Origin of the sequence: Flavobacterium humidisoli (assembly GCF_023272795.1) — a bacterium.
Lineage (GTDB): Bacteria > Bacteroidota > Bacteroidia > Flavobacteriales > Flavobacteriaceae > Flavobacterium > Flavobacterium humidisoli.
In genome coordinates this window covers 3,415,305-3,433,039 of record NZ_CP096829.1, presented here as the reverse complement: position 1 = coordinate 3,433,039, position 17,735 = coordinate 3,415,305, and the positions used below count along the sequence as shown (strand labels likewise).

10 protein-coding genes are annotated in these 17,735 nt (G+C 33.7%); all 10 read right to left on the bottom strand.

Translation table 11 applies throughout. The features are described 5' to 3' along the window. Positions 1-20: 20 nt before the first annotated feature. Entirely contained in the window at positions 21-1,412 is a 1,392-nt protein-coding gene (locus M0M44_RS14750; RefSeq protein ID WP_248726336.1) for a M20/M25/M40 family metallo-hydrolase, read from the bottom strand. A 166-nt stretch (positions 1,413-1,578) separates the two neighbouring features. Further along, complete coding sequence (locus tag M0M44_RS14745; protein ID WP_248726335.1) at positions 1,579-3,498, bottom strand: discoidin domain-containing protein; 1,920 nt, start codon at positions 3,496-3,498, stop codon at positions 1,579-1,581. Between the two features lie 29 nt (positions 3,499-3,527). Then, entirely contained in the window at positions 3,528-4,301 is a 774-nt protein-coding gene (locus M0M44_RS14740; protein ID WP_248726334.1) for a glycerophosphodiester phosphodiesterase family protein, read from the bottom strand. A gap of 91 nt (positions 4,302-4,392) precedes the next feature. After that, complete coding sequence (gene bglX, locus M0M44_RS14735; RefSeq protein ID WP_248726333.1) at positions 4,393-6,693, bottom strand: beta-glucosidase BglX; 2,301 nt, start codon at positions 6,691-6,693, stop codon at positions 4,393-4,395. A gap of 10 nt (positions 6,694-6,703) precedes the next feature. Next, a complete protein-coding gene (locus M0M44_RS14730; protein WP_248726332.1) occupies positions 6,704-7,417 on the bottom strand; it encodes a carboxylesterase family protein in 714 nt (237 codons plus the stop codon). Positions 7,418-7,423: 6 nt separating this feature from the next. Beyond that, a complete protein-coding gene (locus M0M44_RS14725) occupies positions 7,424-8,800 on the bottom strand; it encodes a glucoamylase family protein (RefSeq protein WP_248726331.1) in 1,377 nt (458 codons plus the stop codon). Between the two features lie 74 nt (positions 8,801-8,874). Then, positions 8,875-10,353: a RagB/SusD family nutrient uptake outer membrane protein gene (locus tag M0M44_RS14720; RefSeq protein WP_248726330.1), complete on the bottom strand. Its 1,479-nt coding sequence runs from the start codon at positions 10,351-10,353 to the stop codon at positions 8,875-8,877. A 4-nt stretch (positions 10,354-10,357) separates the two neighbouring features. Further along, on the bottom strand, positions 10,358-13,372 hold the full coding sequence (locus tag M0M44_RS14715) for a SusC/RagA family TonB-linked outer membrane protein (RefSeq protein ID WP_248726329.1): 3,015 nt from the start codon (positions 13,370-13,372) through the stop codon (positions 10,358-10,360). Positions 13,373-13,616: 244 nt separating this feature from the next. Next, positions 13,617-16,361 (bottom strand): helix-turn-helix and ligand-binding sensor domain-containing protein, encoded by a 2,745-nt coding sequence (locus tag M0M44_RS14710; protein WP_248726328.1) that lies wholly within the window; start codon positions 16,359-16,361, stop codon positions 13,617-13,619. Positions 16,362-16,462: 101 nt separating this feature from the next. Beyond that, entirely contained in the window at positions 16,463-17,647 is a 1,185-nt protein-coding gene (locus M0M44_RS14705) for an acetate/propionate family kinase (RefSeq protein ID WP_248726327.1), read from the bottom strand. Between the last annotated feature and the right edge of the window lie 88 nt (positions 17,648-17,735).

The following is a 17,735-nucleotide window of genomic DNA, read 5'->3' as shown; positions in this document are numbered from 1 at the left end:
TTTGTGTCTCCTTTTGAAACTTAATTTGCTTTTTTAGTTTCAATTCCGTTTTGGTCTAATAAATACATTAATGTAGTCATTGTTGCAGCACCAAGCTCCAATTCTCTTTTATTGATTGCATCAAATTTATCGTTTGCTGCGTGGTGATAATCGAAATAACGCTGAGAATCTGGTTTTAAACCTGCTTTTACAATAGCTTGCGAAGTCAAATGGCTAATATCTGAACCTGCATGGCCAATTGTAAAACTGTGCACTAGATAAGGCTCAAAAAGATCTTTGTAAGCTTGAATCTTTTTCAAATTAGCATCATCAGCTTCAATTGAAAATCCTCTTGGAGAAAATCCGCCTGAATCACTTTCCAACGCAAAAATATGATTCTCCTTTTTTTGTTTCGAAACTTCTTCGTATTTAGCACCGCCTTTTCCGCCATTCTCTTCGTTCATAAACAATACAACACGAATCGTATTTTTTGGTTTGTAATTTAAGTTTTTCAAAATACGAATTACTTCCATACTCTGCACTACTCCTGCTCCATCATCGTGAGAACCATCTGCTAAATCCCAAGAATCTAAATGTCCTCCAACAACCATAATGTTTTCTGGAGTTACGCTTCCTGTCAATTCACCAATCACATTATAAGACAATGCGTCTGGTAAAGTTTCGCAAGATTGTTTGAAATAAAATTTCAAAGCCGGATTTCTTTTTAAAGATTTACTCAACAATTCGGCTCCATTTGTACTAATAGCAGCTGTTGGAATATATTGTTCTTTTGGCAAATCACCGTAACTTTGAGCACCTGTATGAGGAAAATCGTCTAGACGTAAGTTCATAGAACGAACAATTGTTCCAACCGCACCTAATTTTGCTGCTTCTTTTGCTCCTGCATATCTTTGATCGACACAAGCTCCGTAAGAAGTAAAAGTTTCTATATTTTCAGGGTTCATTGGTCTGTTATAGAAAACAATTTTTCCTTTCACTTTATCTGCTCCAAGTTCATTTAGTTCTTTAATTCCTTGAACTTCGATTATTTCTGCTGTAAGACCTGTTTTTGCAGTAGCAACAGAACCACCTAGTGCACAAATCGGCACAGTCGTTTTCACTTTTCCATCAAGAATGTAAGCCGTTTCCTTTTCGCCACGTACCCAATGAGGTACCATAACTTCTTGTAAATAAACTTTATCAAGTCCTAAGCTTTCCAATTGTCTTTTAGTGTAGTCAACTGCTAGTTCTGCACCTTTAGATCCAGACAAACGAGCTCCGATATCGTTAGACAAATATTCTAACCAAGTATAACATTTTGATTCGGTTAAAGCTTTTTTATAAAATAATTTGATGTTTTTTTCATCATTTGTCTGAGCAAAAGATGTCAATCCGCTTAAAACTAATGCAGTTAAAAGAATTGTTTTTTTCATAGTTTTGATAGTAATTTTGGAGTTTAGTATACCATTGGTATAGTAGCAAAGGAACAAAATTATTAACATTTCTGATGTCTTTTTCTCAACCTTTTCTCAAAAAAAAACTCCAATTACAAATTCTTCAATTTGCAATTAGAGCTTTTACAGATTCTATAAATAAAGATTATTTTACTTCCATAATCTTATTTTTTGTACCGATTCCATTTTCATTAAAAGGCTCAATAGTAAAATAATATTTTGTTCCTTTATCTAAACCTCTAAAATCATATGTATTATCACCAAAAACCATAATGCTGTTATACAATTTATCTGGTTCAATTCCGTAATAAATATTATAACCAATTGCATCTGCCTGCTTTTTCCACGAAATCATAGCATTTCTCGAATCTGCCTTGTTTCTGTCTACTTTAAAAGAAGCAACTGCTTTTGGTTTTGCTGCCAATCCGTTTCCAAAAACTCTAAAATCTGAAATTGCAAATAGACCTGATGCGTTGTGAATGTTCTCCATTTTAATGTAACGCGCTTTAATAGATTTTGAAAGCTCTACATAATCATGAGGCGCATCTTTATCATTTTTAGATTTATCTACAACCAAAGTCCAATTTTGAGCATCATCAGACATGAATATTTTATATTGATAATAAATATCCATTGCTTTATTAAACTGCGTTGCTTTATGATCTGCGTAGTTAATTTGTAGAGCATTAATTTCCATTTGTCTCCCTAAATCCATTTGAAGCCATTCTCCTGGATTGCTAGTTTTTGCAGACCAGTATGTTTGAATATTTTCATCGGTAAGATTTTCTGGCCCATAACAGAATTTCTCATATACTTTTTTACCGCCGTTATCCATTCTGTGTGTTTCTACTTCCATGCATTCTTCTGAAGAAGAAACCGTAACAGTTTTTTTATATGAAAGCAGCATCCATCCAGAAGAAGCTCCTTTTGTTTGATCGCGTTGCGCTGTTGGCAGTACAATTGGAAAATCTCCATAAGCTGTGATCGAATACATTATATCATCTTTGTCAAATCCAGCTGGAAACATATCTATACGGCGTTCAAAACGATCTTTAATAGAGATTTTGCACGTTCCTGTATTCCAGTAATTTCCGTAGTTATCAGCAAAAGTATTTCCGTGTCCAGCACCGATTACAAATCCACCTGGTTTATAGGACATCGGATTGTGTTTTTGGTACGTAAATGGCCCTAACGGATTATCTCCAACATGAACACCATTTGCGTAGCCTTTAAATTCGGTAGCAGGCGCTCCGTATTGCATATAATATTTTCCGTTATGTTTGGTCATCCAAGCGCCTTCAATGAAATTTCCCCAAGGTGCAGGTTCCATATCGTTATTTGGTCCAAAACGTTCCCATCCGTGAGCCGAAGGATCCAAAATAGCTACTTCTTTAACTTGTCCATAAACTTTCTGAATATCCTCTACTTCTGTCGCTTTATACAATTCTGCATAGTCTGCTTGATTCCCTTTTGGAAGCCAAGTTTTATAATCAACCTCAACACCTACAAGAGGTAATTTTCCGCTTGAACCGTAGTACATATACACTTTTTTGTCATCATCTTGAAAAATCGCCGGATCCCAAGTTGGCAACATTGCTTTGTCTACGTGGCGTGTCCATCTTCCTGATTTCGGATCAGCTGTTTTCCAAATCGGATGATCTCTCTTCCAAGTTGACCCCACATAAAACAAAGTATCGTTTACAACCCATGCTGCTGGAGCACATTGATCGTCATCTCCTGGCTGCCTCTGGAAACTTCCGTAAACAAAATTCCAGTCTGACATGTCTTTACTCCAAAAGAAACCAGCCTGATTGGTTGCAAATAAATAATATTCGCCTTTATAAGTAATAATTACTGGGTCTGCACTTGAACGGCGCGATTCTGGAATTCCGTTGTGATTGTGAGTGGTAAAATTGTACCCTATATTTATAGGATTACAATATGTGGTTGCCGGTCTGCTAGGGTCAAACCATTCTGTTTTACCAGAATTTTGTGCCGAAAGACTACTTCCGAAAAGCATCGAAAGCAGTAAAATTGGCTTAAATTGTTTATATATCTTCTTCATGGTTAGATTCTTTAGTTAAGCTTTACAGCTTATTTTTTAATCTCTTTTCTTTCCTTTAAAAGTTCGGGTTCGTTTGTTGTAATATAATTGAATTTATGAGCGATAATCCAATCCATATCTTTAGCGTCATTAACAGTCCAAGCGTTTAGAATAATTTTGTTATCCTTTGCTTCTTGTATCCATTCAGGATGTTTTTGAAAAACAGAATAATGATAATCAACGCCATTAATTTTATCTGCCTTTACCTCTTTTGGAGATTTATTCCCTTCTAAATATTGAAGAGAAGTTTTAGAATCAATCGCTCTAATTTTCTTTAGAATATCATAATCAAAACTGATGTAGCAGGTATTTTTATCGGCTTTTAATCTTTTAATGGTTTCGACTGCTGCTACACCCGTTTTTTGTCCTCTTTCTTTACTAATTTCTGAAGGCTTAATTTCGCACACCAAAAGCGTATGTTTATTATTTCGCATTCCTTCTGAAATATATTCATACAGTGTTGGAAGTTTTTCTCCATTAGAAAGTTTAAACTTTATCAAATCTGCATAATTCGTTTCTTCAATAAGCAGTTTATTGTAGTGGGCATCATGATTGATTACCAGTGAATCGTCTGCCGTTCTCCAAACATCAAACTCTGATCCTGGCAATTTTAAATCTATTGCATGTCTTAATGATGCAATAGAATTTTCAGGAAGATTATTCTTTTTCCATGCACCGCGATGTGCTACTATTGCGTTCTTTTGCGCACTGCAATAGGAGAAAGCAATAAGACATACAGCACTAAATATTTTAAATTTATTCATAATAACGTAGTTAAAAAATTACAAAAAAGTTTTGCCATTTTAGAAAAAAAGCCCTCCAAACGAAGGGCTTTTCACTAATCAAATAAACCAACTATTTAGTTAACTCAAAACTAACTTTCTTATCGGCATTTGAATTTCCACCAACGAAAATATCAAACTGCCCTGGCTCTGCTACGAATTGTAAATCAGAGTTATAAAATTTTAAATCTTCAACAGTAATATCAAAACTTACTGTTTGTTTTTCACCTTTCTTAAGTGTTATTTTTTGGAAACCTTTTAATTCTCTAACCGGTCTTGTTACTGAACCAACTAAATCTCTAATGTATAATTGAACTGTTTCTTTTCCGTCAAAATTTCCAGTATTTGTTACATCAACCGTTACTTTCAATTTTCCAGATGGATTCATTTTATCAGAAGAAATTTTCAAATTTGAATAATCAAAAGTCGTGTAGCTTAAACCAAACCCGAATGGGAATAAAGGCTCGTTTCTTTCATCAATATAATTTGATCTGAATTTCTCAAATTTCCCTTCTGTGTTAGAAAGTGGTCTTCCTGTATTTTTGTGTGCATAGTAAATTGGCAATTGTCCAACACTTCTTGGGAAAGTTGAAGTCAATTTTCCTGAAGGATTTACATCTCCGAATAACACATCAGCAATTGCATAACCTGCTTCTGTACCAGCAAACCAAGCATTTAAAATTGCTGGAACTGTTTTTTCTTCGTCTGTAATCACTAAAGGACGTCCGTCAAATAAAACTAAAACAACTGGTTTTCCAGTTTTTAATAAAGCATTTAATAAATCTTTTTGCGCTTGTGGAATTTCTAAGTTTGTACGGCTGCTAGATTCTCCGCTCATCTCTGCCGATTCGCCTAAAGCTGCAACAATTACATCTGACTGCTCTGCTACTTTTAAAGCTTCTGCTAATAACTCTTCTTTTGTACGAGCATCACGGTGTAAAGTTTTACCGAACATTGTCGCATTAGTTTCAAAAGTTTCATCATAATCTAAATTACTTCCTTTTGCATATAAAACTTTTGTTCCAGCTCCTGCAACTTCTTTAATACCTCTCAATAATGAAACAGCATTTTCCATTTTTGTAGCCACACTCCAAGTTCCTGGCATGTTTTCTTTAGCATCTGCCAATGGTCCGATTAAACCAATTGTTCCAGATTTTTTAAGTGGTAAAAGCTGATTTTGATTTTTTAATAAAACCAAAGATTGTGCTGCAATATCACGTGCTTCTTTTCTACTATCCGTTGTAAAAATCTCCGTTTTTGCTCTCTTTTCGTCACAATATTTGTATGGATCTTGGAATAAACCTAAATCGTATTTTGCTTCTAGAATAAGTTTTACAGCATTATCAATAGTTTCGATTTTTACTTTTCCTTCATCCAAAGATTTTTTCAAAGTTCCTAAGAAACCTTCTCCAACCATATCCATTTCAACACCAGCATTTAGAGATTGAGCAGAAACTGCTTGTAAATCTCCCATTCCATGCTCGATCATTTCAGGAATACCTGTAAAATCTGTCACTACAAATCCTTTGAAACCCCATTGTTTTCTTAAAACATCTGTCATTAACCATTTATTTCCTGTTGCTGGAATTCCGTCAACTTCGTTGAAAGAAGCCATAACCGAACCTACACCGGCATCGACTGCAGCTTTGTAAGGAGGAAAATAGTCATTAAACATTCTGATGTGGCTCATATCGACAATGTTGTAATCACGTCCGCCTTCTGGAGCTCCATATAATGCGAAGTGTTTAACACAAGCTAAAATTGAGTTGTTTTTTGAAAGATCATGTTGTTGGTAACCGTTTACCATGGCTTTTGCAATCTGGCTTCCTAAGTACGGATCTTCTCCTGAACCTTCAGAAACTCTTCCCCATCTTGGATCACGAGAAATATCAACCATTGGAGAAAATGTCCAGTTAATTCCGTCTGCACTTGCTTCTTTAGCAGCAATTTGCGCACTTCTTTCAATTAAGCCCATATCCCAAGTACAAGATAATCCTAACGGAATTGGGAATGTTGTTTCGTAACCGTGAATAACGTCCATACCAAAAAGCAACGGAATTTTTAAACGGCTTTTCTCAACCGCAATTTTCTGTACTTCTTTAATTTTTTGAACTGACTTAATGTTGAACAAACCACCCACTTTTCCTTCAGCAATATTTTTTGCCACATTTGAGCTGTTTGCCTGCCCAGTGGTAATATCACCAGATGTTGGCAAGTTTAACTGGCCCAATTTCTCGTCTAAAGTCATTTTTGACATTAATTCCGCCACAAATTCAGACTTTGGTTTAATTTTCACTGTATTTTTAGCTGGCTTTTTTTGAGCATAACCCAAAACAGCGCATCCTAAAAAAAGTAAGACTAATTTGTTTTTCATTCTATTCTATTTATTTGTTTGTATTCGTTTTTCTTTGCTGTAACATCCAGTCATAGATCTCTTTGTCATCATAAACTCTTGTCCAGCTGTCATGATTTGCATCATCAAAAATAGTTAGCTTTACATCTTTGCCATTACATTTTTTCAATTCATTATAAATCGTGATGGCATAATTTACATTTACCACATTATCCTGTAATCCATGAAAAATTCTGGTTGGAATATTGGCTATTTCACAAGTTTTTTCTAACTGAATCAAATCTACAAAGCCAGCTACAGGTACGTTTGCGGCAAATAGATCTGGATGTGCAAAAGCCAAATTCCAAGAAGCCCAACCTCCTGAGCTCAAACCAGTAACATAAATTCTTTCTGAATCGATTTTATTCTCTTTCTGAATTTTCACAATCAGCTGATAAATCGATTCTATATCCCAATTTTCATCTTCTTTGCATTGTGGAGCCAAAACATAAGCGTCCAATTGGTGCGTTTTTAAATATTTTAAAGGACCATTAATTTTTACTTTCTCCAAATCGGTTCCCTTTTCTCCATCGCCCGAAATAAAAACAATCAATGGCTTTTTCTCCTTAACATTTGCTGGATGATGTAAAACATATCCCAGTTCATATTTAGACATTATAACTGTATTGATTTTTCCAGTTGTTTCACTCTGCCCAAAAACAACTATCGAAAACAACAGAAATATAAATGCTAACTTATTTTTCATACAACCTTAAATTCCGTATTTTCCAGATTTAAATCCAAGTTTTGTTAAACCTTGTTTTACCTCTGGTGCATTCATAAACAATTTCCACAATAATCCTGTTCTGTAATTTTCAATCATTACAACTTCTGGACCTTGATCAATTGCCAAATAGCGTTTTGCTACCCATTTATTTCCTAAGCTAAGAGCATCATAAAAACCTGCATTTCCCCAAGTTTCATCTTTATGATTCTCATATAAATTGCGAATAAATGTCATTGATTCTTTTGGCGTATAAACGATTGAGCTAATTGCTGCTGTTGGCGAAATCACACCTTGATCGTTACTTGGCATATGTGCATTATATCCAATAGAACCATCAGGGTTTCTAGAATATGAGGCTGTTAATCCCCAATATTCTGGTCCATAACCCGTAATTTTTTTGGGGTTTTCAACACAATATTCGTAGTTAATTTTAGTCTGATTAACATTTAAATCCCAATAGTTAGCATATTTATCACTTAATTGGTTTGGATCTAAACCTACATAAGAATAATGAGCCCAGAATAATGGACCGCCAAATTCTTCTGCACCATTGTGTTTTAAAATAAGTGGGATATTATATTTTGTTTTTGAAGAAACTATGCCACCGCTTCTCGCCCATCCTTCGTGATATACTTTCGCATCAATTGTATGAGTTGGCGAAGACGCTGCCATTACGTAAGTAATAAGACATTCGTTATATCCTTGTAGTGGAAAATTCATTTCCCAAGCATAGCTCGGAGACCAATGCCAATACAAAACATTTTTATTGTTTGTGTACCATTGCCAGTCAACACCTTTCCAAAGTGCATCGTATTTTTGTGCTACTGCTTTTTCTTTTTCAGAACCATCTTTAAGATATTCACGAACGGTAATCATTCCTGCAACCAAAAATGAGGTTTCAACTAAATCGCCACCATTATCCTTGGTTCCAAAAGGCTTTACTTTTCCTGTATTTCCGTCAATCCAATGTGACCATGCTCCGTGAAAACGATCTGCTTTGCCTAAAAAATCTGCAATTTTGTTAAGTCTTTCTACTCCTTGCTCTTTAGTAATATAACCTTGAGACATTCCTGAAACAAGTGCCATTAATCCGAAACCTGAACCACCTGTTGTAACGATATTCGAATCATTTTCAGGATAAACTCCATCTGGATGATAACGCTCTCTCGCTAATCCAGAATTTGGTTCTGCATAGTCCCAGAAATATTTAAATGTTTGTTTTTGAACAGCATCTAAAAGCTGTTCGTCTGTTAATGCAGTAACGCCAGAAATATTTTCCTGTACATTTTCTTTTGACTTATCGGCATTAGATCCACAACTAAAAAAAGTAAAAGCTAAAAATAAAACTGAAATTCTAACCATTATAAAAATTTAAGATTTTAATAAATAATCACTTCCCCTAGAAATCTAAAGGGAAGTGATTTTTAAGATTTTGATTAATAACCAGGGTTTTGTGTTGTTACCCCACCAGATTGTTGAACCACTAAAGCTGGAATTGGATATAACTCATGTTTACCCACTATAAAAGTTTTTCCATTAGGGAAAGTAGCGCTAACATCTGCTTTCATAGCTGCTTCTGCCTGTCCTGTTCTTACAAGATCAAACCATCTGTCGTGCTCAAAAGCAAATTCTAATCTTCTTTCTTTATAAATTGCTTTTCTAACATCTGACTGACCAGTTGCTGGAGTATCACCTAATCCGGCTCTATGTCTAATCTGATTGATCAAAGGAATCGCTTCTGAAGTTTGTCCTAATTCATTTAGAGCCTCAGCTTTCATTAATATTACCTCAGCATATCTTAAATATCTAAGATTTACGTCTGTAAATTCCTGATTGTAAAACGCTGACGAATATGCTTTATAATTGTACATTGGGTTAGATACAGTAGATGCTACAACTGTACCATCGTATAAAACTGAACCTCTAAAGATAATCGTAGCATTTTTTCTAACATCTCCTGCTTCATAAGCATCAGCAAGTCCTTGAGATGGTGTATTGAAACCCCATCCCCATCCTCCAGCACCTCTTGGCGCTTGAGACACAGTATAATTTCCGATTCCAAATCCAGGAGAAGAAGTTCCTCCAATTCCATTAATTTCAAAAATTGATTCTGGACCAAACTCTCCTTCTTTCTTGTATTGTAAAGAATAGTCAGAAACTAAAGAATAACCTGTTACTTGATTGCAATTATCAATTACTTTTTGCCAGTTTTTTTGGTATAAATTAACTTTAGCTAACAGAGCATAAGCAGCTCCTTTAGAAGCACGTGCAACGTCAGTCCCACTATATGAAGATTTTAATGGTAAAGCTACGATAGCATCATTTAAATCTTTTTCGATAAAAGCATAAACTTCTGCTGGAGTTTTACGCGTTAATTGCATAAGTCTATCATCATCATTTCCAGGAATTGGCAAATGATCTACAATAGGCACCCCTCCATATCCTTTTACTAAAGTAAAGTACATAAAAGCTCTTAAAAACTTAGCTTCTCCTTCTAATCTTGTTTTTAAAGCAGGAGATACTTGCGTAAGTTTTGGAAACATCGCTAATGCTTGATTTGCTCTGTTGATTCCTGCATAATTATAATTCCAAATACTGCTAAAAGATGGTGTAGAAGAATTAAAAGTTAAAGCATCTAGAACATCTTTATCTGTACCAGTATCTCCTGGATCTGAGCCTTTATCTGCGTCGTCAGTCATAATACTTGTAACCCCGTTCCAAGCAAAAGAAGACATGTCCCAAGATAAAAATATATTATAAACTGCATCAACCATTGATGTAGCGCCTGCATCACTATCAACTAAAGCAGGATCTGCCGGAATATTTTTTGTCTGATCTACTTCTAAAAATTCATCTGAACATCCAGATACAAACAAACCAGAAAGTATAAAAAGTGATATATATAATCGTTTCATGATATTAAAATTTTAAGTTTGCACCAACTACAAATGTTTTTAATGCTGGATAAGCATCTAACTCTACTCCCTGAGTACCTTTAACTAATTCACCATCTCCTAAAACCTCAGGTGAGAATCCTGAGAATTTTTGACTAATGAAAGGGTTCATAGCATTTACGTAGATTCTACAATAGCTAATAAAACCTTCTTCTCTTAATGGAAGTTTATATCCTAATGTAATGTTATTGATTCTGAAGAAATCTCCAGATTCTAAATAATAAGTTGATGCTACTGGAACCTGATTAAATGGAGCTGGATTAGATCCTGATGTGTTTGTTGGAGTCCACATGTCATTAAGTAAAGACGCTTCTACATTTTCTCCATAAAAACGCTGTGCTTTTTTTCCATTATAAACTTTTGCACCACCTGTTCCGTATCCGTCTACAGAGAAATCAACATTTTTGTAATTTAATCCTAAAGTAACTCCGTAAGTAGAAGTTGGTAAAACTGAACCCACGTATTTTCTATCTTTAGTTTGATCTAAAGCACCTTGAGCTACCTTATTTCCGTCTGCTGTATAGTACAGCATCTGTCCGTTTGCTGGATCAACACCCGCATATTCGTACATATAGAAACTACCTAAAGGCTGTCCTACTGATGTATTATCAAGTATTTTTGTTACTTGACCATTACCTAATGAACCACCATTGATTGTTGCAAGTCTAACATTTTTTAAACTAGCTAATTCATTTTTGTTATGAGAGAAATTCCCTCCTACCCAGTAACTTAAGTTATCGTTGATTTTATCATCCCAACGTAAAGCAATTTCGTACCCTTTATTAGATACCTCACCTACGTGTGTTGGAGATTCTACAGTAATTCCAGAAGTTGAGTAAGGCGTAACATTTAAAATAGCATTGTTAGTGTTTTTGCTGTACACATCAAATGATCCTTTCAATCTACTATTAAACAACTCAACATCGATACCTGCAGAAGCTTCTTCTACAATTTCCCATGATAAACTTGGATCAATTTGCGAATTAATAGTTGTTCCAGAACCTCCATTGTAATCTACTCCAGAAGTAAATGACTGGATATTTAATGGCACTTTTTGGTTTCCTAATTTACCCCAAGAACCTCTAACTTTTAATAAATCTAAATTTTTAATATCAGATAAGAAGCTTTCTTTTGTTACAATCCATCCAAGACCAACTGATGGGAATGTCCCCCAACGATAATCACTTGAATAATTTGAAGATCCATCGCGTCTCACAGTACCTGTTAATAAGTATCTGTCCATTAATTTATATTGGAAACGAGCAAAATACGATGCTAATCTAGCTTCGTTTTCATTTATAGCTTTATAATTTGTTACACCTCCATTTTGAGCATATGCAACACCATCAAGCCCCCAATAGTTACTATTTGGATTCACATTCTTAATATCGGCAGTAGTTTTAGATCTTACCCCAATAACATTGGCTTCAATACCTGCAGTAACTTCTACGTCATGAATTTCTGCGAAAACTTTATTGTAAGTAAAATAGTTTGATAAGTTCCAGTTGAAATAATCATCTGTATTTCTTGTTAAAGTGTTTGTATTCAAACTCTTTTTATCATAATTAGCCTCTAATCTATTTGGATCTGCAGCTAGCCAAAGACCTAAATTGTCAACAAAATTGTATTGTTTATAAGTGTAGTATTCTCCATTAAATTGCGAAGTGAATTTCAATGATTTCATGATATCCCAATCTAATTTTAATCCACCTTGAAGTGTAACCGTTTTTTGTTGCTCATTGTTATAATCTAAGGCAACAACAGGGTTTCCAACTGAGTTAAATGAATCTCCTGTTTGAGCTATAACTCCATCTTTTAAAAATGGCACACCATATTTACCATCAGGATAACGTACAGGAACCAAAGGAGATTGTCTGTAAGCAGATGTGAATGCAGACATTGGCTGTGGAGTATTTTTTATAGAACTAACACTAAAATTTTGGCTGATTTTAAGTTTTTCCGAAATCTTGTACTCGTTATTACTTCTAAAAGTAGTACGCCCGTATTCAGTTCCTTTTAAAATACCTTCTTCTTCGTAATTACCAACACTAAAGAAATATTTAATATTTTCTGAAGATCCAGAAAGTGATACATTATTTTGAGTGTAAACTCCTGTTCTTGTTATTTCATCAAACCAGTTTGTATTATACGGTTGATTTTGAGAAAATCTTCCAGCAGGAAACTGACTAATAAAAGCTGCATTATTATATTGAATATATTGGTCAGCATTTGCCATTTTTACTTTCTTTAGAGGTGATCTAAAACCAGCATAACTGTCAATATCTACAACCAATTTCCCTTTACCTGTTTTGGTAGTAATCATGATTACCCCATTCGCACCTCTAGTACCATAGATAGCAAGTGCAGAAGCATCTTTTAAAACCTCATAAGAAGTAATATCATTCGAGTTGATATTATTAATGTTATCAGTAGGCATACCATCTACAACGTACAATGGATTTCTTCCTCCTAATGCAGTACCAACCCCTCTAATAACAATAGAAGGTGTACTTCCTGGTGCGTCTGATGTAGCAACTTGTACCCCTGCAGCTTTACCTTGAATAGCTTGCGAAGCATTTATTACTTTCATTTTGGTAATTTCTTCGGACTTAATTGAGCTTACAGCCGAAGTATTATCAATTTTCTTTCTGGTACCGTACCCGATTACAACTACTTCTTTCAACGCAGTATCACCTGCCTCTTTTAAGGTAATTGTCATTGGTGCGGCACTAGCCGGTACAGAAACCGAATCAAAACCTAACATAGAGATTTTTAAAATATCTCCAGGTTTTGCATTAATTGTAAAGTTTCCGTCGAAATCTGCATCTGCAGTTGCTCTAGCATCAGCTGAAGCGATAATTGCTCCTGGAATTCCCATTCCATTACTGTCTACTACTTTTCCTTTAATTGCTTGAGCTTGCCCCATCATATAGGTAGGCAGCAGCAAGAGCGCTAAAAAGCTAAAAATAAAATTTTTCATACAGTACGTAATCGTTTAAGTTAGTAGAGCCAAATTAAGCAATTACAACGTTGTAGTACATCAAATACCACTACAACATAGCTACATCATTGTGTTAAAATTTTAGCTTACAACAATGATTATCAACACTATAAATGTTAAAGAAATTCGTTTAACATAACATTATGATGTAGTAATGATGTATCGTAATTATATAAAAAATACTATTGAAAAATATAAATTCTGTAAAAAACAAAACCAAATCTTACAGAGTTAATAAAAACTTTGACAGGTTTTCGTCTTGAGTAAGGTTTAGCTTCTTTCTAAGACGATATCTATGCAATTCTACACCTCTAAAAGAGATATTCATCATAGGTGCGATTTCTTTAGAAGAAAGGTTCATTTTTAGATAAACACACAGTTTTATATCCTTTGGAGTTAATTGTGGATATTTTTTAGAAAGGTTAATGATAAACTCATTGTGAATTTGATTCAGATTTGTTTCAAAAGTTTCCCATTCGTGCTTATTCACTTCATTGATCTTAATCGCTTTTCTAATTTCATTTTTAAGTTTGCCAAAATCTTTTTCGGTTTCCAAAATACCTTGAATTTTATCAATCATTTCTGTTTGTTTAGCGATTGATAAAGATTTACCTGCTACTTCTGAAGATTTTGCCTGCAATTCTAATTCCAAGATATGTTTTTCATATTCCTGAATATTGAGTTCGTTTTCTTTCTTCAACTCCATCTCAAGAATTTCTCTCTGATGTTTTAATTCTTCGGCCTGCAGTTTTAGTTTCTGCATATAACGAAGTTTATTCCATTTATAATAGAAAAATAAAACTGCTCCAACAACCAGAAGATACAACAGAATCATCCAAAAAGAAAAATACCATGGTTCGGCAACTTTAAATTTATAAGAAGAAACTTTATCATAAGTTGATCCATCGTGTTTGAATATTTCTACCGTATGATCTCCACTGCTTAAATTGTTTAAAACGATTAATCCGTCTGAAATAGAGATAAATTCTTTTTCCTTATCGAGTTTGTAAAACAAATTTGGTCTGCTCGCACCATAAATTCCAGAAATAACGTTAATCTTTAATTCTGTATTGAATTTAACTTTCTCTTCACTTGGAACTAAAATATCATTACTAAATGCTTCAATTTTTACTCCAGAATTTTGTTTGTTTTCATATTCAAGTTTAAGTGAAACAAATCCGTCATCGAGATTAAACAGGTAATAATTATCTTTCTTGAAAATCCTTAAATTCTCATTGATTAATTTTCCTTTATAATATTTCTCCTGAATAATATTCCACACAAACTTGTTTCCTTCTGCGTAAATATGATATAAGATTCCGTTTTGCAGAACCATAAAATGATCATCGTCTATGGAAACAATATCTGTTACATTTTTAAAACTTGTACTAAACAATTCATTTTCTTCCAATTTACCAGATATCGAATTGTAGGTATACCAAGAATCATTAATTAGAAAAAGTATTTCTTTTCTAAACTCAAAAATCTTTATCCCAAAATCGTTTTGTATTTTACTCTGCTGAGTAACATTTTCAACTTTTAACGTGTTGTAATTATCATTCAGTAAAACACGATACAAACCACGATAATTATCTGCAGCCCAAATTTCATTCTTTTTATTTTGAGCTACATATTTTATAGGTTTTGCAAGATCTTTTATGATTTTATAATGGGACATATTTGAGGGATCGTCATAAACCAGAATACCGCTGTAAGTTGACTGAAAATAAGTGTCATTAATACTACTCTTAGACATATTCCAACCTCCGCTAACGCCATTTATTTTGGTCAAAGTATTATTTTCGTACGAAAAAGTACCATCATTATGACCTATAATATATTTTCCGTCAATGAGAGAAATATTCCAGCCCTGCCCTTGCGTATTAGGCATCATATTAAATTTTCCAGAACTATATTCAAAAATTCCATGATTGGAAGCAATTAAATAGCCTTTATTAATTGAAGCAACTGCATAAACTGATCCTAAAAGTCCAGAATTATCATAAAAGAAAGAAATAGGAGAATTAACCTCAACGTGTGCAATACCATTATCTAGACCAACCCACAAATCATTTTCTTTATCCAACCCTAAACTTAAAACCGAATTATTCATTAAAACATTATTGCGTTCAATATTTTTGAATGAATTGTTTTTTAAATCTAAAATGAAAATTCCACGATTTCCAGTGCCCACAATTAGTTTTTCATTTTTGACAAATTTTGCCACATTAATTGTAGCCGATTTTAAAACTTCGTTTATTGGATGATCCCAACTTCTTAATCCATTTTTTTCTACAATAAAAACTCCTTTTTTCTGTGTAAAGATGTAAGTCTGGTTTTTATACTTTTCTATGGCATGAACAACCGTATTTTTCAAAACATTCCAACCTTTTGGATTGGCAATGTATTTACCATTCATTTTAAAAATTCCATCCCTAACAGAAGCAACATATAAATCTTTATCTACTCCAAAACAATACGAAATAAGAAATGGAAATTTAATTTTCTTAATTGTTTTTCCGTTATAAATAAAAACATCATTAAAAGACTGAAAATAAAGAGAACCATTAAATCTGAATATTTTCCAAATTTCCTCGTTGTCTTTCTCATCAAATAATCTGAGATTTTTGGTAATAGAAACATAGTGCATAGTACCTTTCTTTCTATACCAATACCCAAATTCTTTATAAGAACCAGAATAGATTTTATCTCCCTCAATCAGGATAGATCGAATGATAGTTTTGTTTGGAAGTGTATATTTTTCCCATTTTACTCCGTCGTAACGAAGCAAGTAGTGATTATTGGCAAAATACATCGCATTATCATTTCCTTGTGCCACATTCCAAATTTGATTATCACCTTGATAATCAGACTTACTGTAATTTTCTACAAAAGGAAGTAATTCTTGGGCTTGAAGTTGTAAAGCGATGAAAAAGAAGAAAACTGATTTAAATAGTATCGATTTCAAGATATTCGTTTTTAAATTCAAAGATACTGACAAAAACTTAAACTGAAAGCATAAAAAAAGGCTCCAAAAAGGAGCCTAAATTAAGTTTAAAATAAAACTTTCTAATTTTCAAGTAATTGATAAACCTGATTTGCAATTTCATATTCCTCGTCTGTTGGCACAACCAAAACTTTTACGGTTGAATCTGCTGTATTGATTTCTCTCAATTCTTTAGAGCGAATTTGATTTTTTGCTGCGTCAATTTGAATGCCGAAATAATCCATGTCTGTACAAATCAAATTACGCATATATGATGAGTTTTCTCCAATTCCCGCAGTAAAAACAATAGCATCGAGTCCGTTTAAAGCCGCTACATAAGCACCAATCGTTTTTCTGATTCTATAGGCATTCATCTGTAATGCCAGCAGACAATCTTTATTGCCTTTTTCTGCTTCAGCTTCAATATCACGCAAATCACTATAGCCTGTAAGTCCAAGCATACCACTTTGTTTCAGTAAAACAGCATTTACCTCATCAGGAGTATAACCTAAATTTTTAATCATATAAAAAACCACAGACTGATCGATATCACCCGCACGAGTTCCCATAATCAAACCATTAGAAGGAGAAAATCCCATTGAGGTATCAATACATTTTCCATTTTTAACAGCGGCCATACTGCAGCCATTTCCTAAGTGAATCGTAATTACTTTAGAATTTTTTTCTAAATAATTAATGGCTTTTTCAGATACATATTTATGGCTCGTTCCATGAAAACCATAAACACGAACTTTATTTTCTGTTAAAAGATAATTTGGAATAGCATACTTATACGCTACTTCTGGCATAGTCTGATGAAAAGCAGTATCAAAAACGGCTATTTGCTCTGCTGAACTGAAAATTTCTTCTGCTACATTAATTCCTTCTAAATTTGCTGGATTATGCAAAGGAGCCAATTCAAAAAGCTGTTTAATCTTTTCTTTAACTCTTCCATCGATTTTTACGGTATCGCTAAAATCGCTTCCTCCATGCACCACACGATGACCAACAGCCGAAATTTCTGAAGTTGATTTAATAACTCCTTTTTCAGCATCCAAAAGCATATTGGCTACTTTTTGCAAACCTACTTTATGATTCGGAATCGCAAGCATTTCTTCGATTGAAGCGGTTGCTGTTTTAAAAGTTATATTTGAAGTTTCTAAACCAATTCTATCAATCATTCCAGAACAGATGACTTCGTTTTCTGGCATTACCATTAATTGGTATTTAATTGAAGAACTTCCTGAGTTTATAATTAGTATTTTCATTCTTTTTAAGTTGCTAAGGCTCTAAGAATCTAAGATTCTAAGATTTTTAGTTTATTATTTAATTTCTAATTCTCAATTTTCAATTGAT

Excerpts from the sequence above, each read along its gene's own strand:
- M0M44_RS14750 (WP_248726336.1), bottom strand. The coding sequence starts at position 1,412 with ATGAAAAAAACAATTCTTTTAACTGCATTAGTTTTAAGCGGATTGACA.
- M0M44_RS14745 (WP_248726335.1), bottom strand. The coding sequence starts at position 3,498 with ATGAAGAAGATATATAAACAATTTAAGCCAATTTTACTGCTTTCGATG.
- M0M44_RS14740 (WP_248726334.1), bottom strand. The coding sequence starts at position 4,301 with ATGAATAAATTTAAAATATTTAGTGCTGTATGTCTTATTGCTTTCTCC.
- bglX (WP_248726333.1), bottom strand. The coding sequence starts at position 6,693 with ATGAAAAACAAATTAGTCTTACTTTTTTTAGGATGCGCTGTTTTGGGT.
- M0M44_RS14730 (WP_248726332.1), bottom strand. The coding sequence starts at position 7,417 with ATGAAAAATAAGTTAGCATTTATATTTCTGTTGTTTTCGATAGTTGTT.
- M0M44_RS14725 (WP_248726331.1), bottom strand. The coding sequence starts at position 8,800 with ATGGTTAGAATTTCAGTTTTATTTTTAGCTTTTACTTTTTTTAGTTGT.
- M0M44_RS14720 (WP_248726330.1), bottom strand. The coding sequence starts at position 10,353 with ATGAAACGATTATATATATCACTTTTTATACTTTCTGGTTTGTTTGTA.
- M0M44_RS14715 (WP_248726329.1), bottom strand. The coding sequence starts at position 13,372 with ATGAAAAATTTTATTTTTAGCTTTTTAGCGCTCTTGCTGCTGCCTACC.
- M0M44_RS14705 (WP_248726327.1), bottom strand. The coding sequence starts at position 17,647 with ATGAAAATACTAATTATAAACTCAGGAAGTTCTTCAATTAAATACCAA.